The 16552-nt window shown below is 35.7% G+C and carries 14 protein-coding genes; 9 read left to right on the forward strand and 5 right to left on the reverse strand.

The genetic code is table 11. The features are described from left to right. Positions 1 to 195: 195 nt before the first annotated feature. The 3 genes from ACM26V_RS21310 to ACM26V_RS21320 all read left to right on the forward strand — a co-directional run bounded on the left by ACM26V_RS21310 (position 196) and on the right by ACM26V_RS21320 (position 3297). Positions 196 to 1110 (forward strand): diacylglycerol kinase, encoded by a 915-nt coding sequence (locus ACM26V_RS21310; protein WP_416148778.1) that lies wholly within the window; start codon positions 196 to 198, stop codon positions 1108 to 1110. Positions 1111 to 1368: 258 nt separating this feature from the next. After that, positions 1369 to 2328 carry an ABC transporter ATP-binding protein gene (locus ACM26V_RS21315; protein WP_416148779.1) on the forward strand — a complete coding sequence of 320 codons (960 nt, stop codon included), beginning with the start codon at positions 1369 to 1371 and terminating at the stop codon, positions 2326 to 2328. A gap of 3 nt (positions 2329 to 2331) precedes the next feature. Beyond that, positions 2332 to 3297, forward strand: a complete 966-nt coding sequence (locus tag ACM26V_RS21320; protein ID WP_416148780.1) for an ABC transporter permease — start codon at positions 2332 to 2334, stop codon at positions 3295 to 3297. A gap of 85 nt (positions 3298 to 3382) precedes the next feature. Here ACM26V_RS21320 and ACM26V_RS21325 read toward each other — a convergent pair whose 3' ends face one another. Together ACM26V_RS21325 and ACM26V_RS21330 are read right to left on the reverse strand one after the other, a co-directional pair. Continuing rightward, positions 3383 to 3814: a DUF948 domain-containing protein gene (locus tag ACM26V_RS21325; protein WP_416148781.1), complete on the reverse strand. Its 432-nt coding sequence runs from the start codon at positions 3812 to 3814 to the stop codon at positions 3383 to 3385. A gap of 151 nt (positions 3815 to 3965) precedes the next feature. After that, complete coding sequence (locus ACM26V_RS21330; protein WP_416148782.1) at positions 3966 to 4307, reverse strand: DUF5665 domain-containing protein; 342 nt, start codon at positions 4305 to 4307, stop codon at positions 3966 to 3968. 270 nt (positions 4308 to 4577) lie between these two features. Between ACM26V_RS21330 and ACM26V_RS21335 the strand changes: the two genes are divergently transcribed. Then, positions 4578 to 5849 carry a NupC/NupG family nucleoside CNT transporter gene (locus ACM26V_RS21335; RefSeq protein ID WP_416151939.1) on the forward strand — a complete coding sequence of 424 codons (1272 nt, stop codon included), beginning with the start codon at positions 4578 to 4580 and terminating at the stop codon, positions 5847 to 5849. Between the two features lie 91 nt (positions 5850 to 5940). Beyond that, positions 5941 to 6612 carry a deoxyribose-phosphate aldolase gene (gene deoC / locus ACM26V_RS21340; protein WP_416148783.1) on the forward strand — a complete coding sequence of 224 codons (672 nt, stop codon included), beginning with the start codon at positions 5941 to 5943 and terminating at the stop codon, positions 6610 to 6612. 47 nt (positions 6613 to 6659) lie between these two features. Here the strand turns inward: deoC and ACM26V_RS21345 are convergent, their stop codons facing one another. Further along, positions 6660 to 7691, reverse strand: coding sequence for an SEC-C domain-containing protein (locus tag ACM26V_RS21345; protein ID WP_416148784.1), 1032 nt, complete (start codon positions 7689 to 7691; stop codon positions 6660 to 6662). Positions 7692 to 7814: 123 nt separating this feature from the next. On the opposite strand from ACM26V_RS21345, the gene rlmD reads away from it, so the two are divergent. The 3 genes from rlmD to ACM26V_RS21360 all read left to right on the forward strand — a co-directional run bounded on the left by rlmD (position 7815) and on the right by ACM26V_RS21360 (position 12470). Beyond that, positions 7815 to 9191 (forward strand): 23S rRNA (uracil(1939)-C(5))-methyltransferase RlmD, encoded by a 1377-nt coding sequence (gene rlmD / locus ACM26V_RS21350; protein ID WP_416151940.1) that lies wholly within the window; start codon positions 7815 to 7817, stop codon positions 9189 to 9191. 304 nt (positions 9192 to 9495) lie between these two features. Next, complete coding sequence (locus ACM26V_RS21355) at positions 9496 to 10899, forward strand: prolyl oligopeptidase family serine peptidase (protein WP_416148785.1); 1404 nt, start codon at positions 9496 to 9498, stop codon at positions 10897 to 10899. 113 nt (positions 10900 to 11012) lie between these two features. Continuing rightward, a complete protein-coding gene (locus tag ACM26V_RS21360; protein WP_416148786.1) occupies positions 11013 to 12470 on the forward strand; it encodes a family 43 glycosylhydrolase in 1458 nt (485 codons plus the stop codon). 52 nt (positions 12471 to 12522) lie between these two features. Here ACM26V_RS21360 and ACM26V_RS21365 read toward each other — a convergent pair whose 3' ends face one another. Both ACM26V_RS21365 and ACM26V_RS21370 read right to left on the reverse strand, forming a co-directional pair. Further along, positions 12523 to 13383 carry a hypothetical protein gene (locus tag ACM26V_RS21365; RefSeq protein ID WP_416148787.1) on the reverse strand — a complete coding sequence of 287 codons (861 nt, stop codon included), beginning with the start codon at positions 13381 to 13383 and terminating at the stop codon, positions 12523 to 12525. Positions 13384 to 13471: 88 nt separating this feature from the next. Continuing rightward, positions 13472 to 14461 carry a LacI family DNA-binding transcriptional regulator gene (locus ACM26V_RS21370; RefSeq protein WP_416148788.1) on the reverse strand — a complete coding sequence of 330 codons (990 nt, stop codon included), beginning with the start codon at positions 14459 to 14461 and terminating at the stop codon, positions 13472 to 13474. 605 nt (positions 14462 to 15066) lie between these two features. On the opposite strand from ACM26V_RS21370, the gene ACM26V_RS21375 reads away from it, so the two are divergent. Then, positions 15067 to 16506 (forward strand): ABC transporter substrate-binding protein, encoded by a 1440-nt coding sequence (locus ACM26V_RS21375; protein ID WP_416148789.1) that lies wholly within the window; start codon positions 15067 to 15069, stop codon positions 16504 to 16506. Positions 16507 to 16552 lie beyond the last annotated feature (46 nt).

Consider the following 16552-nt stretch of genomic DNA (forward strand, 5'->3'; position numbering starts at 1 on the left):
TAATTATTATTTCAGCTATGATTTTGCTCACAATTCAAAGTTTTAGATTGCTGATAAATTTCGAATAGGAGAGTGTATTTCATTACAATTATCCAAGCTTCATTAAGGTTCACATAGCCATATCGATTCTAATTAACGATAAAAAATGATATAATGTGCTTGATAAAACATATGGTAATTAATGGAGGACGTGCGATGAAAAGGGCGAGGTTAATCTATAATCCTTCCTCTGGAAGGGAACATGTTAAGAAACATCTTCCTTATATTTTGGAGAAATTAGAGAAAGCAGGGTATGAAGCATCTGCCCATGCAACGACAGGGAAGGACTCTGCAAAAAATGCAGCTATAGTAGCGTGTGAAAGACAATATGACCTCATTATAGCAGCAGGTGGCGATGGAACGATACATGAAGTGATTAATGGCATGGCTGAGCAGGAAAAACGGCCAGTCCTTGGGATTTTACCAGGGGGAACAAGCAATGATTTTGCACGTGCTATACATTTACCTAAGAGTATTGAAGAAGCATGTGATGTGCTAGTAGACGGTAGACAGCAATCAATCGATATTGGGAAAGTAGGCGAGATGTACTTTATTAATATTGCGGGAGCTGGGACACTGACAGAGCTAACTTATGAGGTTCCGAGTAAATTAAAAACAATGATAGGCCAGGTCGCCTACTATGTTAAGGGGTTTGAGAAACTGCCAAGAATCCGTCCGAATTATGTGACGATCGAGTATGATGGGAAGTTGTTTGAGGGTGACATCATGCTGTTTCTTGTTTCAAATACAAATTCGGTTGGAGGATTTGATAAATTAGCACCAAACGCTTACTTAAATGATGGGTTATTTGATTTGCTTATTTTAAAGAAAACAAATTTAGCCGATGTGGTGAGAGTGACAAGTGCTGCTTTGCGTGGTGAACACATTCATGATGAAAGAGTCATTTATGTTCAAGCAAATAGGATTAAGGTTCATGCCGAAACCGATTTGCAGTTGAACCTTGATGGAGAATACGGTGGAACTATCCCAGGTGAGTTTACTAATTTACATAATCACGTAGATATTATGGTTCCTAATAAGAAATTAAGTTGTTTTCAAGATCTATATTAAGAATAGTTATATACAGTGGGAAAGTAGAGGTTATTGGACCTCTGCTTTTTTCTGTAATGGTGTAATATGCATCAGTAGAAGGGTTTAATTTTACTAAACTTTCAGCAAAGGAATTTGTACAAAAAAATTCAATTTATTGAAACTATCTTCCAGTTGAATCGTATTAATAATTAGAGTATTCCTTAACGATTTAAGTGAAGTTGGTAGCAAGAAAATAAATTTTTGAAAATGAGATGAATTAAGAAAAGGAGAGAGTCTATGAGTAATTTTGTCATGGAAGTAGAAGGGCTTACGAAACAGGTAAGCGGTAATAAAAAAATTGTACAAGATGCGTCGTTTCAAATGAAACGAGGCGAAATCCTTGGATTATTGGGACCGAATGGGGCAGGTAAAACGACAACGATTCGCATGATCGTTGGTCTGATTAAAAAAACAGAAGGAAAAGTTTATATCAATGGAAATGATATAGATACAGAAGGGAAATCATGTAAATCAGATATCGGTGCAATTGTCGAAAATCCATCATTTTACGATCATATGAGTGGATATAAAAATTTGCAACAATATGCGAGAATGTCAATAAATGAACGGATTACACAAGAACGAATGAATGAAGTAATTGAGCTCGTTAAGTTAACTCATGCTATTAATGACAAGGTAAAGAAATACAGTTTAGGGATGAAACAACGTTTAGGGGTAGCTCAAGCCATCTTACATAAACCGGCATTACTTATCCTTGATGAACCAACGAATGGCCTTGATCCAAAAGGGATTCGTGAGCTACGAGACTATTTAAGACAACTTGCCAATCAAGGGATTTCGACGTTGGTCTCATCTCATTTACTATCGGAAATGCAGTTGATGTGTGACAGAGTTGTAATTATGGAAAATGGTAATATCATTGATGAGACAAATATTGCAGCTTTAAATGAAAATGGCAGTTCCGATAAGTTGGTTGTTGCGTTGAACTTAGATAAAGCAGGAATAGAGGGTGCTGAAGCGGTGATTGAATCTATTGAAGGTGTGACTACTCTAAAGCGTGAGAATGATCATCAGCTCCTGATAGAAATGACACATGATCTTATTCCTCAAATGAATCGTAAGCTTGTCCAAGCAGATGTGAACGTTTATGGAATTGAATCGAAGAAGACCTCTCTTGAGGATAAATTCCTTGCTCTGACATCGGAAGATAAAGAACTACAGAAGGAGGGAAAATAATCGATGATACCATTATTGAAAAATGAGTGGATAAAGCTTTGGAATAAAAAGCAAACTTGGATTTTCTTAGGTGCGATCGTAATTTTAATGCTAGGTTTGACCATTATCTATAGCACAATCATAGTTAATGAGGATAGTACGGCTTCTGGAGATGACGGCTGGACTGTAACACTAGAAACAGAAATTGCTGAACAAGAGGAGATTTTAGAAAACGAGACAGAAGAAGAATGGATTCAAGAGGATGCGGAGCGAAGGATTGAAGAGAACGAAGAGATGTTAGAAGCAGGCATAAATCCAAATGAAATGAATAATGCAATTTTCATGAATGATACAGCTCTAGGTATTGCGTCGTTTGTAACGCTTTTCAGTGTGATTGTTGCAAGCTCGATTGTTTCCTCTGAAATTGATAATGGGACAATGAAACATTTATTAATTCGACCATTCGAGCGCTGGCAAGTGCTTCTTGCAAAATTTATCACGGTTGTAGGATTTTCGATTATGATGATCCTTGTACTGCTACTGAGTAATTTACTTATGGGTACAATCGCCTTTGGGTCAGGTAGTTTCTCAACACCAATCGTGGAACATAGTTTCTATGGCGACGTTCTTTATACAACAGTATCGGATATTTTCCCTGCAAAAGTAGGGTTGTATTTCTTGAATATGATGATGTTTGTCATCATTTCCTTTTCCCTTTCTATCTTGTTTAAAAGCCAAACATTAGCGGTTGGTATAGGGATATTTATTCTGTTTTTCACAAGCATGGCACAAGGGTTCTCGATGTTACTAGCAGATACTGCTTGGTATAAATTTATCTTTATCGCTCATTTGGAGCTTCCTTCATATGCAGTGGTTGATGAATTTTTACCTGGGGTAGGAATAGGATTTTCGTTAGCTATTCTAGCGGTTTATGCGATTGCTTTTTTAGGAACAAGTGGCGTCTATTTTCAAAAGAAAGATTTAATGTAAAGGTGATAAATTATTCGGGAAAGCTTTTCCTGAACTAATAAAAACCGTTGAAAAGCAATTGCTTTTCAACGGTTTTTCTGTGAGCTTAGTTAGTTTTGCTAAACTCTTGTTTTGCTTTACGTAAGTAATAGATGAACGCTGCGCCACGCAAAATTCCTTCAATATTATTTTTGTCGAGAATTTCTGCACTAGTTTGAGCGCTATCTGCTTTTCCTGAAGTGTAGCGAGCCATTGTTGTTGTTAAATGGTGAGCTGATTTTCCAGTATCATGAATGATATCGAAGAGTGGGTTAAGCTTTGTAACTTTGCTATTCACATCGACCAATGTTTCGTTTGCATTAAACAGAATCACTGTTGTTTCTCCTGTTACTTCCCCGATACTCTTGTTGACTGTCGCTACAGTGTTAGCTGTATGACCTAACGTTTCCGTGAGTTTTTTCATAACCGGAATAAGGATGAGTACGAGAACTGCAAAACCGATAGATAAAATAAATACGCCTATTCCTAACCAATCCATATGTATCACCTCGTTTTAAATTTGGTTTTATACTTTAAGCATGTTTAACTTCGCTAAAGGATTAAAGTATAAGATAAACTAAGACTTTCGCCATGAAGGACTTGGCGACAAGCTAAGTTTTTTTAATAATGTGCAAAACTATTTTTTGTAGTTATTCACGTTGAGCATCGATCACCTCTAAAAGTTGTGCAATATAATCACCAATTAAGGGAAGCGAAACTGTTTGCGAAAGAATAAAGAAGAGAATCCCTAAGAAAATCGCTGTACCAAGTGTTAATCCAACCCCGCGGGCAACACCTGCTAGTAAATTGACTTTAATCACTTCTTTTTTATTTGTAAAGTGATAGGCTATATCTTTCATGTGCCCCTTGGTTGTCATGTCCTCAAGTTTGTCGAGAAGCTTTTCAAATCGTTCGTTTTCATCATGACGTTTTTCATCTCCTCGAGATTTCGAGGGGAGCTTTCGTTTTTCTTGATCTTTTGTTAAAGGCAATCAAAGCACTCCTAAATATGTGACCTCATATTAATCTATGTGCTAAATATACCCTCTTATTTAGTATTGTAAACCATTCAGAAGCTCTGTACTAGTTAAAACCGATGATCTCTAAAAAAAGGGTATTATAAACCTAAAAGGTTAAGAGAGATCATCATATAATGGCGTTTTTAGGAAACCATATTATAACCGCCGGTGTTGCTAAGTTATTTAGATGTCAGGTCGGAACAAATGGATAAATAGGAATTAACGTTAGGAGTGACAGTTGTGATGAATATTATATGGGGATTGTTTGGTGTTGTTGTCGTATTAGCCATCGCATTTTTATTTTCCAATGACCGTAAGGCAATTAAGCCGAGAACGATTATTGGTGGACTTGCGATACAGTTTACATTTGCTTTTGTTGTGTTGCAGTGGGATTTGGGAAGAAAAGTTTTAGAAGAATTCACGTTTCTAGTAAACAATATTATAGGCTACACCGACGAGGGGATTGATTTCTTATTTGGTGGTCTATTTGAAGCTGAAGGTGTAGGGATGATTTTTGCCTTTCAAGTGCTTACAGTAGTAATTTTCTTCTCTTCACTTATCTCTGTTCTTTATTATTTAGGAATTATGCAAAAAATCATTCAATTTTTAGGAGGGGCGTTATCTAAATTTCTCGGAACAAGTAAACCAGAGTCAATATCTGCAGCAGGAAATATTTTCGTTGGACAAACGGAGGCACCACTGGTAGTAAAACCATTTCTTGAGAAAATGACACGGTCCGAACTTTTTGCAGTCATGACAGGTGGACTAGCTTCTGTAGCAGGGTCCGTGTTAATCGGTTACTCACTATTAGGAGTTCCCCTAGAATATTTACTTGCAGCAAGCTTTATGGCGGCACCATCCGGTTTAGTCATGGCAAAAATTATGTTACCTGAAACTGATCCAAAAGCAACTTCTGATGAAAAAGAATTTAAAATGGAGGATGATGAAGAATCGTATAACGTGATTGATGCCGCTGCAAGAGGAGCTAGTACGGGTCTTTATTTGGCGCTAAATATAGGGGCTATGTTATTGGCATTTATTGCTTTAATTGCTTTAGCTAATGGGTTATTAGGAGGGGCGCAAAACATAATAAATGGAACCGTTAATTTCTTTTTAGGATTATTTGGTTCTGAGGCTTTGATTAATCTTCAAGGAATCACATTACAGAATATCTTTGGAATGATTTTTTCCCCGCTAGCATTTGCAATAGGTGTTCCGTGGGCCGAAGCATTTGAGGCTGGGTCATATATTGGACAAAAACTTATCTTAAATGAGTTCGTAGCTTATGCTGCGTTCGCACCTAATATTGATACTCTAAATCCGAAAACTGTTCTGATTATAAGTTTTGCTCTATGTGGATTTGCTAATTTATCGTCTTTAGGAATTTTATTAGGTGGCCTCGGTCGATTGGCGCCAAGTCGACGAGGAGATATTGCGAGTTTAGGAATAAAGGCAGTAATGGCGGGGATGCTTGCCTCGTTATTAAATGCATCAATTGCAGGAATGTTTTTCTAATAGGTGTTTACTTAATCAATAAGAATACTATCTAATGCTGAAATATTAAAAATAAGGTAGAATATATGATATAAACGAAAGGATGATAGTTATGAGTCAAACAATTGGATCAATTATTGATCACACACAATTAAAGCCTGATACAACAGAGGCACAAATCGTCAAGTTATGTGAAGAAGCGAAGGAATATCAATTTGCATCTGTTTGTGTTAATCCGACTTGGGTTAAAAAATCAGCAGAGCTTTTAAAAGGAAGTGAAGTTGATGTATGTACCGTTGTTGGTTTTCCTTTAGGTGCGACTACACCTGAAACAAAAGCATTTGAAACAAAAAATGCAATTGATAATGGGGCTACAGAAATTGATATGGTTTTGAATATTGGTGCGTTAAAGGATGGAAACAATAATTTAGTTGAAGAAGATATGCGTGCAGTTGTGCAAGCTGCAGAAGGTAAAGCATTAACAAAAGTAATTTTGGAAACTTGCCTTCTTACTGACGATGAAAAAACAGTAGCTTGTGAAATTGCCTTAAAAGCAGGACTTAATTTCGTTAAAACATCGACTGGTTTCTCGACAGGCAATGCAACGATTGAAGACGTAACTCTCATGAGAAAAGTAGTTGGTGATAAAGCTGGTGTGAAAGCTTCAGGTGGTGTACGTAGTCTTGAAGATGCACAAGCAATGGTGAAAGCAGGTGCTACTCGAATCGGAGCAAGTGCTGGTGTGAAAATTGTTGAAGGTGAAAAAGTAGATAGTGACTACTAAATTGTACATAAAAAGAGCTCAGACTTCTGAGCTCTTTTTTCTTCTATTTAAAAATCATTTATGTCTTTGTATTTATTCGAAATAGTACTAACTGAAACATGATACTTTTCAGCCAATTTCTTCTGCGATATATGGCTATTGGAAGCTTGTTTGCTAACCCAATATTCCAAGGCCGCAGCGAAAGCTTCAGGTTTTTGTATTCTTGGTGCATGCTTCAGTGTGTATGAAATCCATCTTATTTTTGCGTTCATAAAGCTAGTATAATTACTTGGCTCCAATTCGATTTTTTCAGAAAGGATTTGCAGTACGTGCTTACTAGGTTCACTGAGTTTATCCTCTGCTAAAAGGTCTTTCCCAGAAACAAACATTAATCCAAGTACGTCTAGCGCATCATGAAAGTGATCTGAAAACCAGTCTTGCTCAGATTTTATATCAGTGGCAAAACGCCTTTCAGTTATTTTTTTCATATTATTCCAATGAGCTAAAAAAGCTTCCTCTAATTTTTCTGGAATCGCAATAGCGTCATTACCAAGAGAATGGCCTGTTGGTGTCGGATACAAATAACCGATGATTCGATCACCTTCATTTAAATTCGCAGATGCTGGCGTTTTTTCTATCGTTATCGATTGATCGTGAAATATGTCATAAACGATGATCTGTTTATTATCTGATGCGGTAATTCTGAATATCCTCGGCTGTAAATCATTCCATTCTTGTAAAAACTGTTGGAATTTTTCAGAATACATTGGACCTTGCTGCTTTATATAATTTACTAAAATCGTTTCACTCTCTTCATTTACCGGATAGTTGAAGATCATCCAATGAAACAGCAATTGTGAAAATGCTTGTGCATCTGCTTTTGATAATCGGTCAAAAGATGCAACGTATTTTTCATAAATTGGTTGGATTTGATAGTCGAATTCTTTGCTATAGTCAAATAATTTTGGAAGTAGTTCGTTATAAGCTCGTTGATCTGACAGATCAAAATTCTGTTTCGTCTGAATTTTATTTAAACAGCATTTCTTATATTTTTTCCCGCTGCCACAAAGGCATGGTTCATTCCGTTTTAGTATCGCCATTCATATTCACCTCATTGATTAAAATCATCTTTACTATCATATCAGCCTTGCTGATTTTTTCAAACTCTTTTATATGGTACAATCAGGTGCAGACAAATGGAGAACGGAAAGGATCGAGATACGATGAATCAGCAACAAGCCCCTGTTAGTAAAAATGAGACGATTCAAGTCACTTTTGAAGACTTAACACATGAAGGAGCAGGTGTGGCCAAGAAGGATGGCTATCCATTGTTTGTAAAAGGTGGTTTACCAGGTGAAGAAGCAGAAGTGAAAGTTGTCCAAGTAAAGAAAAACTACGGTTTCGCTCGGCTCATAAATGTAAAAAAGGAAAGTGAGCAACGAGTTGAGCCACCTTGCTCGATTTTTAAATGGTGCGGAGGCTGTCAACTTCAGCATTTAAGCTATGAAGGACAATTGCAACATAAGCATAATCAAGTTCGTGAGACGTTAGCTCGAATCGGTGGACTTAACAAAGTTCCAGTTCATTCTCCACTTGGTATGGATGATCCGTGGCGCTACCGTAACAAATCGCAAGTCCCGTTTGGTGAGCAACAAAAGCAGCTTGTGGCAGGATTCTATGCTGAACGCAGCCACAAAATTGTTGATATGAATACGTGTATTATCCAACACGAGGATAATGACAAAGTTGTTCAATTGGTGAAATCACTAGCAAAACAATACGGGATAAGAGGCTATGATGACAAAACTCATAAAGGTACGCTTCGTCACGTTGTCGTTCGTCATGCCAAGCATACAGACGAATTAATGGTCGTCCTTGTCACAAAAGGAGAAGCGTTACCAAATAAGAAAAATATTGTTCAAGCATTACAGGATCAGTTACCTAATCTGAAATCCATCATGCAAAATATTAATCCAAAACGGACGAACGTGATTTTCGGTGAGAGTACTGAAAAGCTATGGGGAGAAGATGTCATAAATGACTTTATCGGGGACATTAAATTTGCGATTTCAGCGCGATCGTTCTATCAAGTGAATCCTGAGCAAACAAAGGTGTTATATGAGAAGGCACTTGAGTATGCGAAGTTAACTGGAAAAGAAACAGTTATCGATGCTTATTGTGGAATCGGTACGATCAGTTTGTTTTTAGCGCAAGAAGCAAAGCAAGTATACGGAGTGGAGATTGTTCCAGAAGCGGTTTCAGATGCCAAACGAAATGCGAAGATTAATCATATTGACAATGCTGATTTTGTCGTCGGTGAAGCGGAAAGCGTCATTCCTTGGTGGCAAGCGCAGGGGATCGAAGCAGATGTGATTGTCGTCGATCCACCGAGAAAAGGATGTGATGAAAAGCTACTGGAAACGATGGCAGCGATGAAGCCACTACGGATCGTTTATGTCTCCTGTAATCCAGCAACGTTGGCACGCGACTTGAAGTATCTAGAGGAACGCGGATACAAAACGAAGGAAGTCCAACCAGTAGATATGTTTCCACATACGGCACATATAGAAAATGTTGCTTTGATTGAGAGGGAAATGTAACCTAATAATAAACACTTGTTGCAACGAGAATAAAATTTTGTCACAAGGGTTCTTCGGAGCCCTTTTTTCTATGGTTTTTATTTGATAGTTGATTATCTCCGTCATTATTCGCTATCATATAGAGGACACTCTCTACTGTCTACTGTATACACGGATTATCAAAACAACGAAAAACACAAGTGAAATACTGTTATTGCTTAAATATTGTAAACGTAATTTGTCAGTTAATAGAGTTAGTAAACTCATATTATTCATACTCTTTTACTAAACTATTAGATACATAACTTATAAAAGGAGAACTACAATGCTATCGAAATTAAGAAAGTTGACAGCCCTATTACTGATTGTTGTATTGGCTTTTTCTATGGTTCTACCACAAACAACAAATGTTGTACAAGCAGAAGAAATAGAATTTTCTCCAGATACATATCAAAAAATTATTGAGGTTGACGATTGGGGTCCGTCTATTACAAAGTTAATTGTTAACTTAGGCGAAAAAGTATCAGAAGAAGAAGTAACTAAGGATTTATATGATGTATTTGTATCAAGGAGTGATAGTAGATTAGAAGAACCGTTATTAGAGGAAGGGTATCGTAAAGTTACTAACGCATATATTTCAGATAGAGCGGGTAATCCAGTTAATGGAATCTCTAATTTTATTGTTTTAGAACTGGAAATTGGACCGACTATTTCGTTAGGTTCTGCTATGAACATTGATGTACATACCTTAAAAAACGCTTGGACTGAGAACGATTATACAATTACTCAAGTTACTGATTCAGGCCTAGTAATTGATCAATCTTCAGGTGAAATTCGCGAACTAGTCGATGAGTTTTCTACTGGTGAAGCAACGTATGACGGTGTAAGATTGACATATGCTGACTATGTTCCTGCAGGAGATGACGATAAAACCCCATTAATTATTTGGTTACATGGCATGGCGGAAGGTGGTACAGATCCAACAGTAACACTAGGAGCTAATAAAGCTACAAATTTTATTACAGATGAAGTTCAAGACTTCTATGATGGCGCTTATGTGTTATCGGTACAAACACCTACATTTTGGATGGATGGTTTTGCTTCTATAGGTGATGGAACCTCTATCTATGAAGATGCTCTTATGGCTTTGATTAAAGACTATGTTGCAGATAACCCTGATATTGATCCAACGAGAATTTATATTGGTGGTTTGTCAAATGGTGGATACATGACAATGCTTATGCTCCGTGACTATCCAGATTATTTTGCTGCTGCTATCGCAGTTGCTGAATCATTAGAAGATGAACTAATTTCTGATGAAGACATAAACAACATCGCAAAAACACCATTGTGGTTTGTACATGCTGCAAATGATTCTATTGTTGATCCAGAAACAACTGTATTACCAACATACGAGCGTTTAGTTGATGCTGGTGCTGACGTACATTTAACTTACTATGATGATGTTCATGATTTGTCAGGTTTATATACAAATGAAGATGGATCCCCTTACCAATATCCTGGACATTCGTCATGGATTCACCTATACAATAATGATCCTTCTACAGTAATAGATGGAGAAGAAATTTCAGTTTTAGAATGGGTTTCTACTAAAGAAAACCCAGATACAGCAACAAGCATATTTAATATATTGATACTAGGTATGTTATTACTAGTTGGTGGTACTATTGTATTCGTAATCATGCATAAACGTAAAATAAATACTTAACTCATGTCAATTTAGTGTTGATAGTTGAAAACTCGCTTAATAAATGACGTAATTACTACAACTTAAAAGAGGTATGTGTTCTCTCCCTATTTTAGCAAATGAGGATGGTTTTAATGATGAAAAAGCAAGTTTTTAACCCATTTTTACCAAGCTATGAATATATTCCGGATGCGGAACCCTATGTATTTGGAGATCGATTATATATTTATGGTTCCCATGATAGATTTAATGGAAAACTATTTTGTATGAACGATTATGTCTGTTGGTCTGCTCCTGTAGACGATTTGAGCGACTGGAGATATGAAGGGGTTATTTATAGAAAGAAACAGGATCCAATCAATAAATTAGGGTTATATCAAATGTTTGCACCCGACGTTGCCCTTGGTGTAGATGGAAGATATTACTTGTACTATACACCAGCGTTTCAAAGTGTGATCGGAGTGGCTGTTTGTGACACACCAGCAGGTAAATATGAGTTCTACGGTTATGTTAGTCTTCCTGATGGCGAACTACTATGGAATAAAAGTGGTGATCCTTTATTGTTTGATCCCGGTGTTTTTGTGGATGATGACGGAAGTGTTTACTTGTATTCTGGATTTGCACGAAAGGGTGGAGTTCCTGCTTTTCTTACAGGGTGGAAGAAACGAACATGTGAAGGAGGGCATGTTATCCAATTAGCATCAGATATGAAGACAGTTATTAGGGAGCCAAAGCTTATCTTTTCGAAAGTAGACGAAGCAACAGGTACGGGATTTGAAGGACATGAGTTTTTTGAAGCAAGTTCTTTGAGAAAAATAGGTAATACCTATTATTTTATCTACTCTTCGATAAACGGTCATGAGCTTTGTTATGCTACGAGCAAAAGTCCAACTGGTGATTTTGTTTACGGTGGAACAATTGTAAGTAATGGAGATCTCTATATAAATGGTTACAGTTCAGATAAAGCAGCTTATAACTATATCGGGAACAATCATGGAAGTATTGTCGAGATTAAAAATAAATGGTACGTGTTTTATCATAGGCAAACGAATAGGCATCATTATTCTAGACAAGCTCTTGCAGAGCCGATCCAGATAGAGGGTGATGGATATATTCCACAAGTAGAACTGACTAGTTGTGGACTAAATAATGGGCCATTATGTGGGGAGGGAGAGTATGAAGCCCGAATTGCTTGCCATCTAATGTCAAAAGAAGGTGCAGGTAGATATGGAACATATTTTGGCAATGTAACATTTAAAAATCACCCCTATTTCACACAAACTGGCAAGGACAGGGAAGATAATCCAAACCAGTATATTGCAAATATGAGAGAGGGAGCGGTTGCAGGATTTAAATATTTTCTGATAACAGACTTGCAGGAAATAGCGGTGTGTGTTCGTGGGAGTGCTTCTGGTTATATGCTCATATCTAATACATTAGATTCAGAACCATTTGCCAAAATCCCGATTGAACCGAATAAAAACGATACGTATTATAGCGCAGAAGTTAACTTGGAAAAAGGGAAACAAGCGCTATATTTCACATATAAAGGTTCTGGAAAGTTAGATTTTATGTCGTTTGTTTTAACATGATTCCAATAAAACACAATGTTTCATTCATGTGAAAAATTAATATGTTTATAGGCTATTCTAATTCAAGGATGGATTTTTCGATAAATGCTAATGCATTTTCATGATTTGGACTATGGTTTCGAATCGAGGCTATTTTCTCATTCCCAGTAGAATCCATTTCACTGAGTACTTCGCTTCTAGCTATATCAATTCCATACAGATGATTCTCTCCATCTTTTTCATAAAAATTCATATAATCACCTTCAACTTTATCTTTCAGATTATTTTGTATGGTTACAGGGGAAAATAAGTCATAATCAACAAGTAAATCATGGTGCTGTTGATCCATAATGTATATGTCTGGCTCCTGATCATATAGGGTGACTTGCAAACTTTCCATCGAAACATGTCCTGTTTCTGAAAGTGTTTCGCTAGGGAAGTATTCTACATTGATTTGTACGTTTTCCCACTCTGGAAACTTTCTATTGATTGAATCTTCAAGTGGTGAAATATTTTCTGTGTGAAAATCACCTAACATTAGAATTTCAATATCAGGAGTGGGGAGATTGGCTAGCCTTGATTGTTCTATTCTGTGATCAATGAAATTGTACATGAGTACTCCAAAAAAATAAAAGAGAATGATAACGCCAATTGTGTGATATTTATAATAATAAAAAAAGTGCCTGATTTTTGCCTTAACATCATTTTTGGACTCTTTATGACTAGTATTTTTTGGTAGAATATGATTTTTAATAAGTTGATATGCTTCTGTGATTCTATCGAGATCAATGTAATCAATTGAACGAGTATTTTCTTGTTCATTGTCTCGTTCTGCTTTTTTAATTTTAATCCATAACATGTATTGCTCATCAAGTTTTTCTAACGTTACATCCTCATCGACATCCATTATTTCGTAGGCTTTATTTAAATCCATTTGAAACTCACGTCCTTTTTATCCAACTCACCTGTTAGCGCCCTTTTTTAGTGGGAATAGCTAAATGAAATAAATATAAATTAAAAAACTAATTTGTGGTATCTCGAATGACTAATTTAGTGTCTATGTAGACTTTTTTTGCAATTTTTCTTTCATTCGAAAATTTTTCTATAATAAGATCGACAGCTGTTTCTCCCATTAGCTCTGTTTCTATTCTGACAGTGCTGAGTGACGGATAAATGTATTTAGAAATACTAATATCATTAACACCGATAATACTAACCCTTTCTGGTAAATCTATCTTTTCCTCTTGAAGTGCTTTTAGTGCCCCAATTGCTATAGGGTCACTCCCAGCATAAAATGCGCTTGGAAGTTCATCTTTTAAATCTATTATTGCTTGTTTCATTAAAGTATAGCCGGATTTGTCAGTGAATTTGCCTATATATATATTCTTTTCATCTAATAAGTTTTTTTCAATCATAAAGTTTCTATAGTGTTTTTCGCGCTTTTCTTGAATGGGGGGAATAAGACCTTGATAAGTCTCATACCCACCTAAATAGCCTATATTTTTATGACCTTTGCTAATAAAATAATTTAAAATTTGATTTGTAACTTTTTCAAAATCAATTAATACCGCATCACAGTTATCAAAATCTTGATAGCAATCAATGAAAACGAGATTTGAAGAAACCGTTTTTAAAAATTCAACTTGTTTTTGTGAAATGTCTCCTAATATTATTATTCCATCGATATCACTTGGGATTTTTTTGTCGTCTTCTTTTAAGAATTTTAGCAATTGAATTTTAGAGTTATTAGCACGCTCTTCTATCCCAACAAGAATAGCCATATAATAAATGTCATGTAATTCTTCTTCCTTAGTTTTATTATGAAGAAAAGCAATTCTTCGAAATGCCGGTTTCCGTTTACGTCTTTTTGTATAAGAAAGCTCCTCTGCAACTTCAAAAATTTTATTTTTAGTTTTATCGTTAACAGATAGCTTAGTGTCGTAGTTTAAAACTCTCGATACCGTTGCAATGGAAACTCCTACTTTATCTGCAATATCTTTTATAGTAGTCACAAATTTCACCTCAAATTTTCCTATTTACTTAATATGATAATAACGTTCATAAGCATATATCCTTAGTATATCATGTAGGATAAAAATTATTGAGAACTAAATATATGTTGGTTGTTTTCGATCATTGATAAAATAATACATTTTTAAAAGTAGTAAAACTTAACTTAGTTTTTACTTGATTTGTTTTAAATCTACAATATTTATTGGCGTTTGTAAAACCCTTAAAACAATATTTGGCGTGATTTATTGAGTTTAACTAATACTTTTATTTGTATAATAACGGTATAAAATCTTTATTTTACAGCTTTATACAAGATTTTAGACAAAGGAGGTTAGAATTAATTTCCTTTGTCATTTTTTAGATTCATTTATAAATGTATAAAATAAATAAAAATAAGTAGGTAAAAAAGGTAAAATTTTATGTTGACTTAAATAATATATTAAACTAAAATAATCATCAAGCGCTTACAATTTTAATTTTTCTAAATTCTTTTACTGTAAGAGAATTAAAATTGTGTTATAAAAATTAATTATTTATAGGGGGGGTAAAAAGTTTAATTTAGAATTTGAATATATATATAACTTTAATTTGAGAGGAGATTATCATGAAAAAAACAATTTATTTACTTACTGGTCTTTTATTAGCTAGTTTAATACTTATCGCTTGTGGAGGAAATGATGCAAATAGCAATGCAAGTGAAAATAATGAAGAAGAAGTTACATTAACATTTTGGAATAGATATGCTGAACTAAGAGACGGATTAGAATCATTCATTGCAGGATTTGAAGAGGAACATCCTCATATTACAATTGATTGGCAAGAAATTCCTGGTGGTGAGGCAGAAACGCAAATAAGAACAGCTTTATCAGAGGATGACCTCCCCGATTTATTCACCGATACAATGGCAATAAAAGAACTTGTAGATCTAGGTGCGATAAAAAATTTGGACGAGATATTTACAGATGAAGTTAGAGATCAATTTCACGCCGGTACTTGGTACGAAAATGGCACAACAATCGAAGGTTCAGTCTACTCATTTCCAATGATGTCTCCAAGAAGTAAAGCAATGATGATGTTTTACAACTTAGATGTATTAGAAGATTTAGGGTTAACGGAAGATGATGTTCCTACTGATTGGGAAGAATTAACCGAAGTAGGTAATCGTATATTAGCAGAATCGGACGGCGGTATTTCCCCGTTGATGTGGAATAATCCAGGATGGGCAAACGCGCAGCTCGTACAAATGATAGGAACAGCAATTACACCTGAAACACCTTGGTATTATAACTTAAAGGAAGGTGTTCCGAATTTGAATTCGCAGGGAAATGTCGAGAGTGCTCAGTTTTTGAAACAATTACTAGATGATGGAATTATGTCAGACGAAAGTGTAGAAATTGGACTCGGAACAGCGATAGCTAACTTTGCAGTCGGAAACAGTGCATTTTTATTTAGTGGTGATTGGGTAGGCGGACAATTAATTAATGATAATGATTTTGAGAATTGGGAAGTTGCACCAGTTCCAACAAAAACCGGGGGATCTTATTTTTATCCTGCTGGCTCTGAAGCTACTGGGATCCACGTTGCTGAGAATACAGAACATTGGGAAGAAGTTAAGCTATTCTTAGAATATGCACTAGAAAATTATTATAAAGAAGTTCTTGTTGATACAGGAGCAGGGCTTCCGGCTAAAATGGATGTTGAGGGAACTCCACCATATGAGCAATATAACTCAATTCTTGAACTTCAAGAAGAACTAACTTTACCTGTACCTCGACCAGAAGAATTAAATCAAGAGATAGTTCAGTTCGATAGAGATTTGTCAGGTAAATTAGAAGTCGGGGGAATCGGTGATGCGATAGTTGGATATTTAACAAATAATATCGACGATATAGAAGAAGAACTTTCAGAAATTAATGAGGCGTATACAGAAGCATTTTTTGATACTTTAGAAGAATATCCAGATCTTTCACAAGATGATTTTAGTTTTCCTAATTGGGACACAAACGAGCCTTTCACTGAAGAAGATTATGAAGAACTAAGATAGGTAACTGCATTGCTAGGCTCATTACTTAGGTCTAGAAGATCTAAGT

Origin of the sequence: Salipaludibacillus sp. HK11 (assembly GCF_047795645.1) — a bacterium.
Taxonomy (GTDB): Bacteria; Bacillota; Bacilli; order Bacillales; family Salisediminibacteriaceae; genus Salipaludibacillus.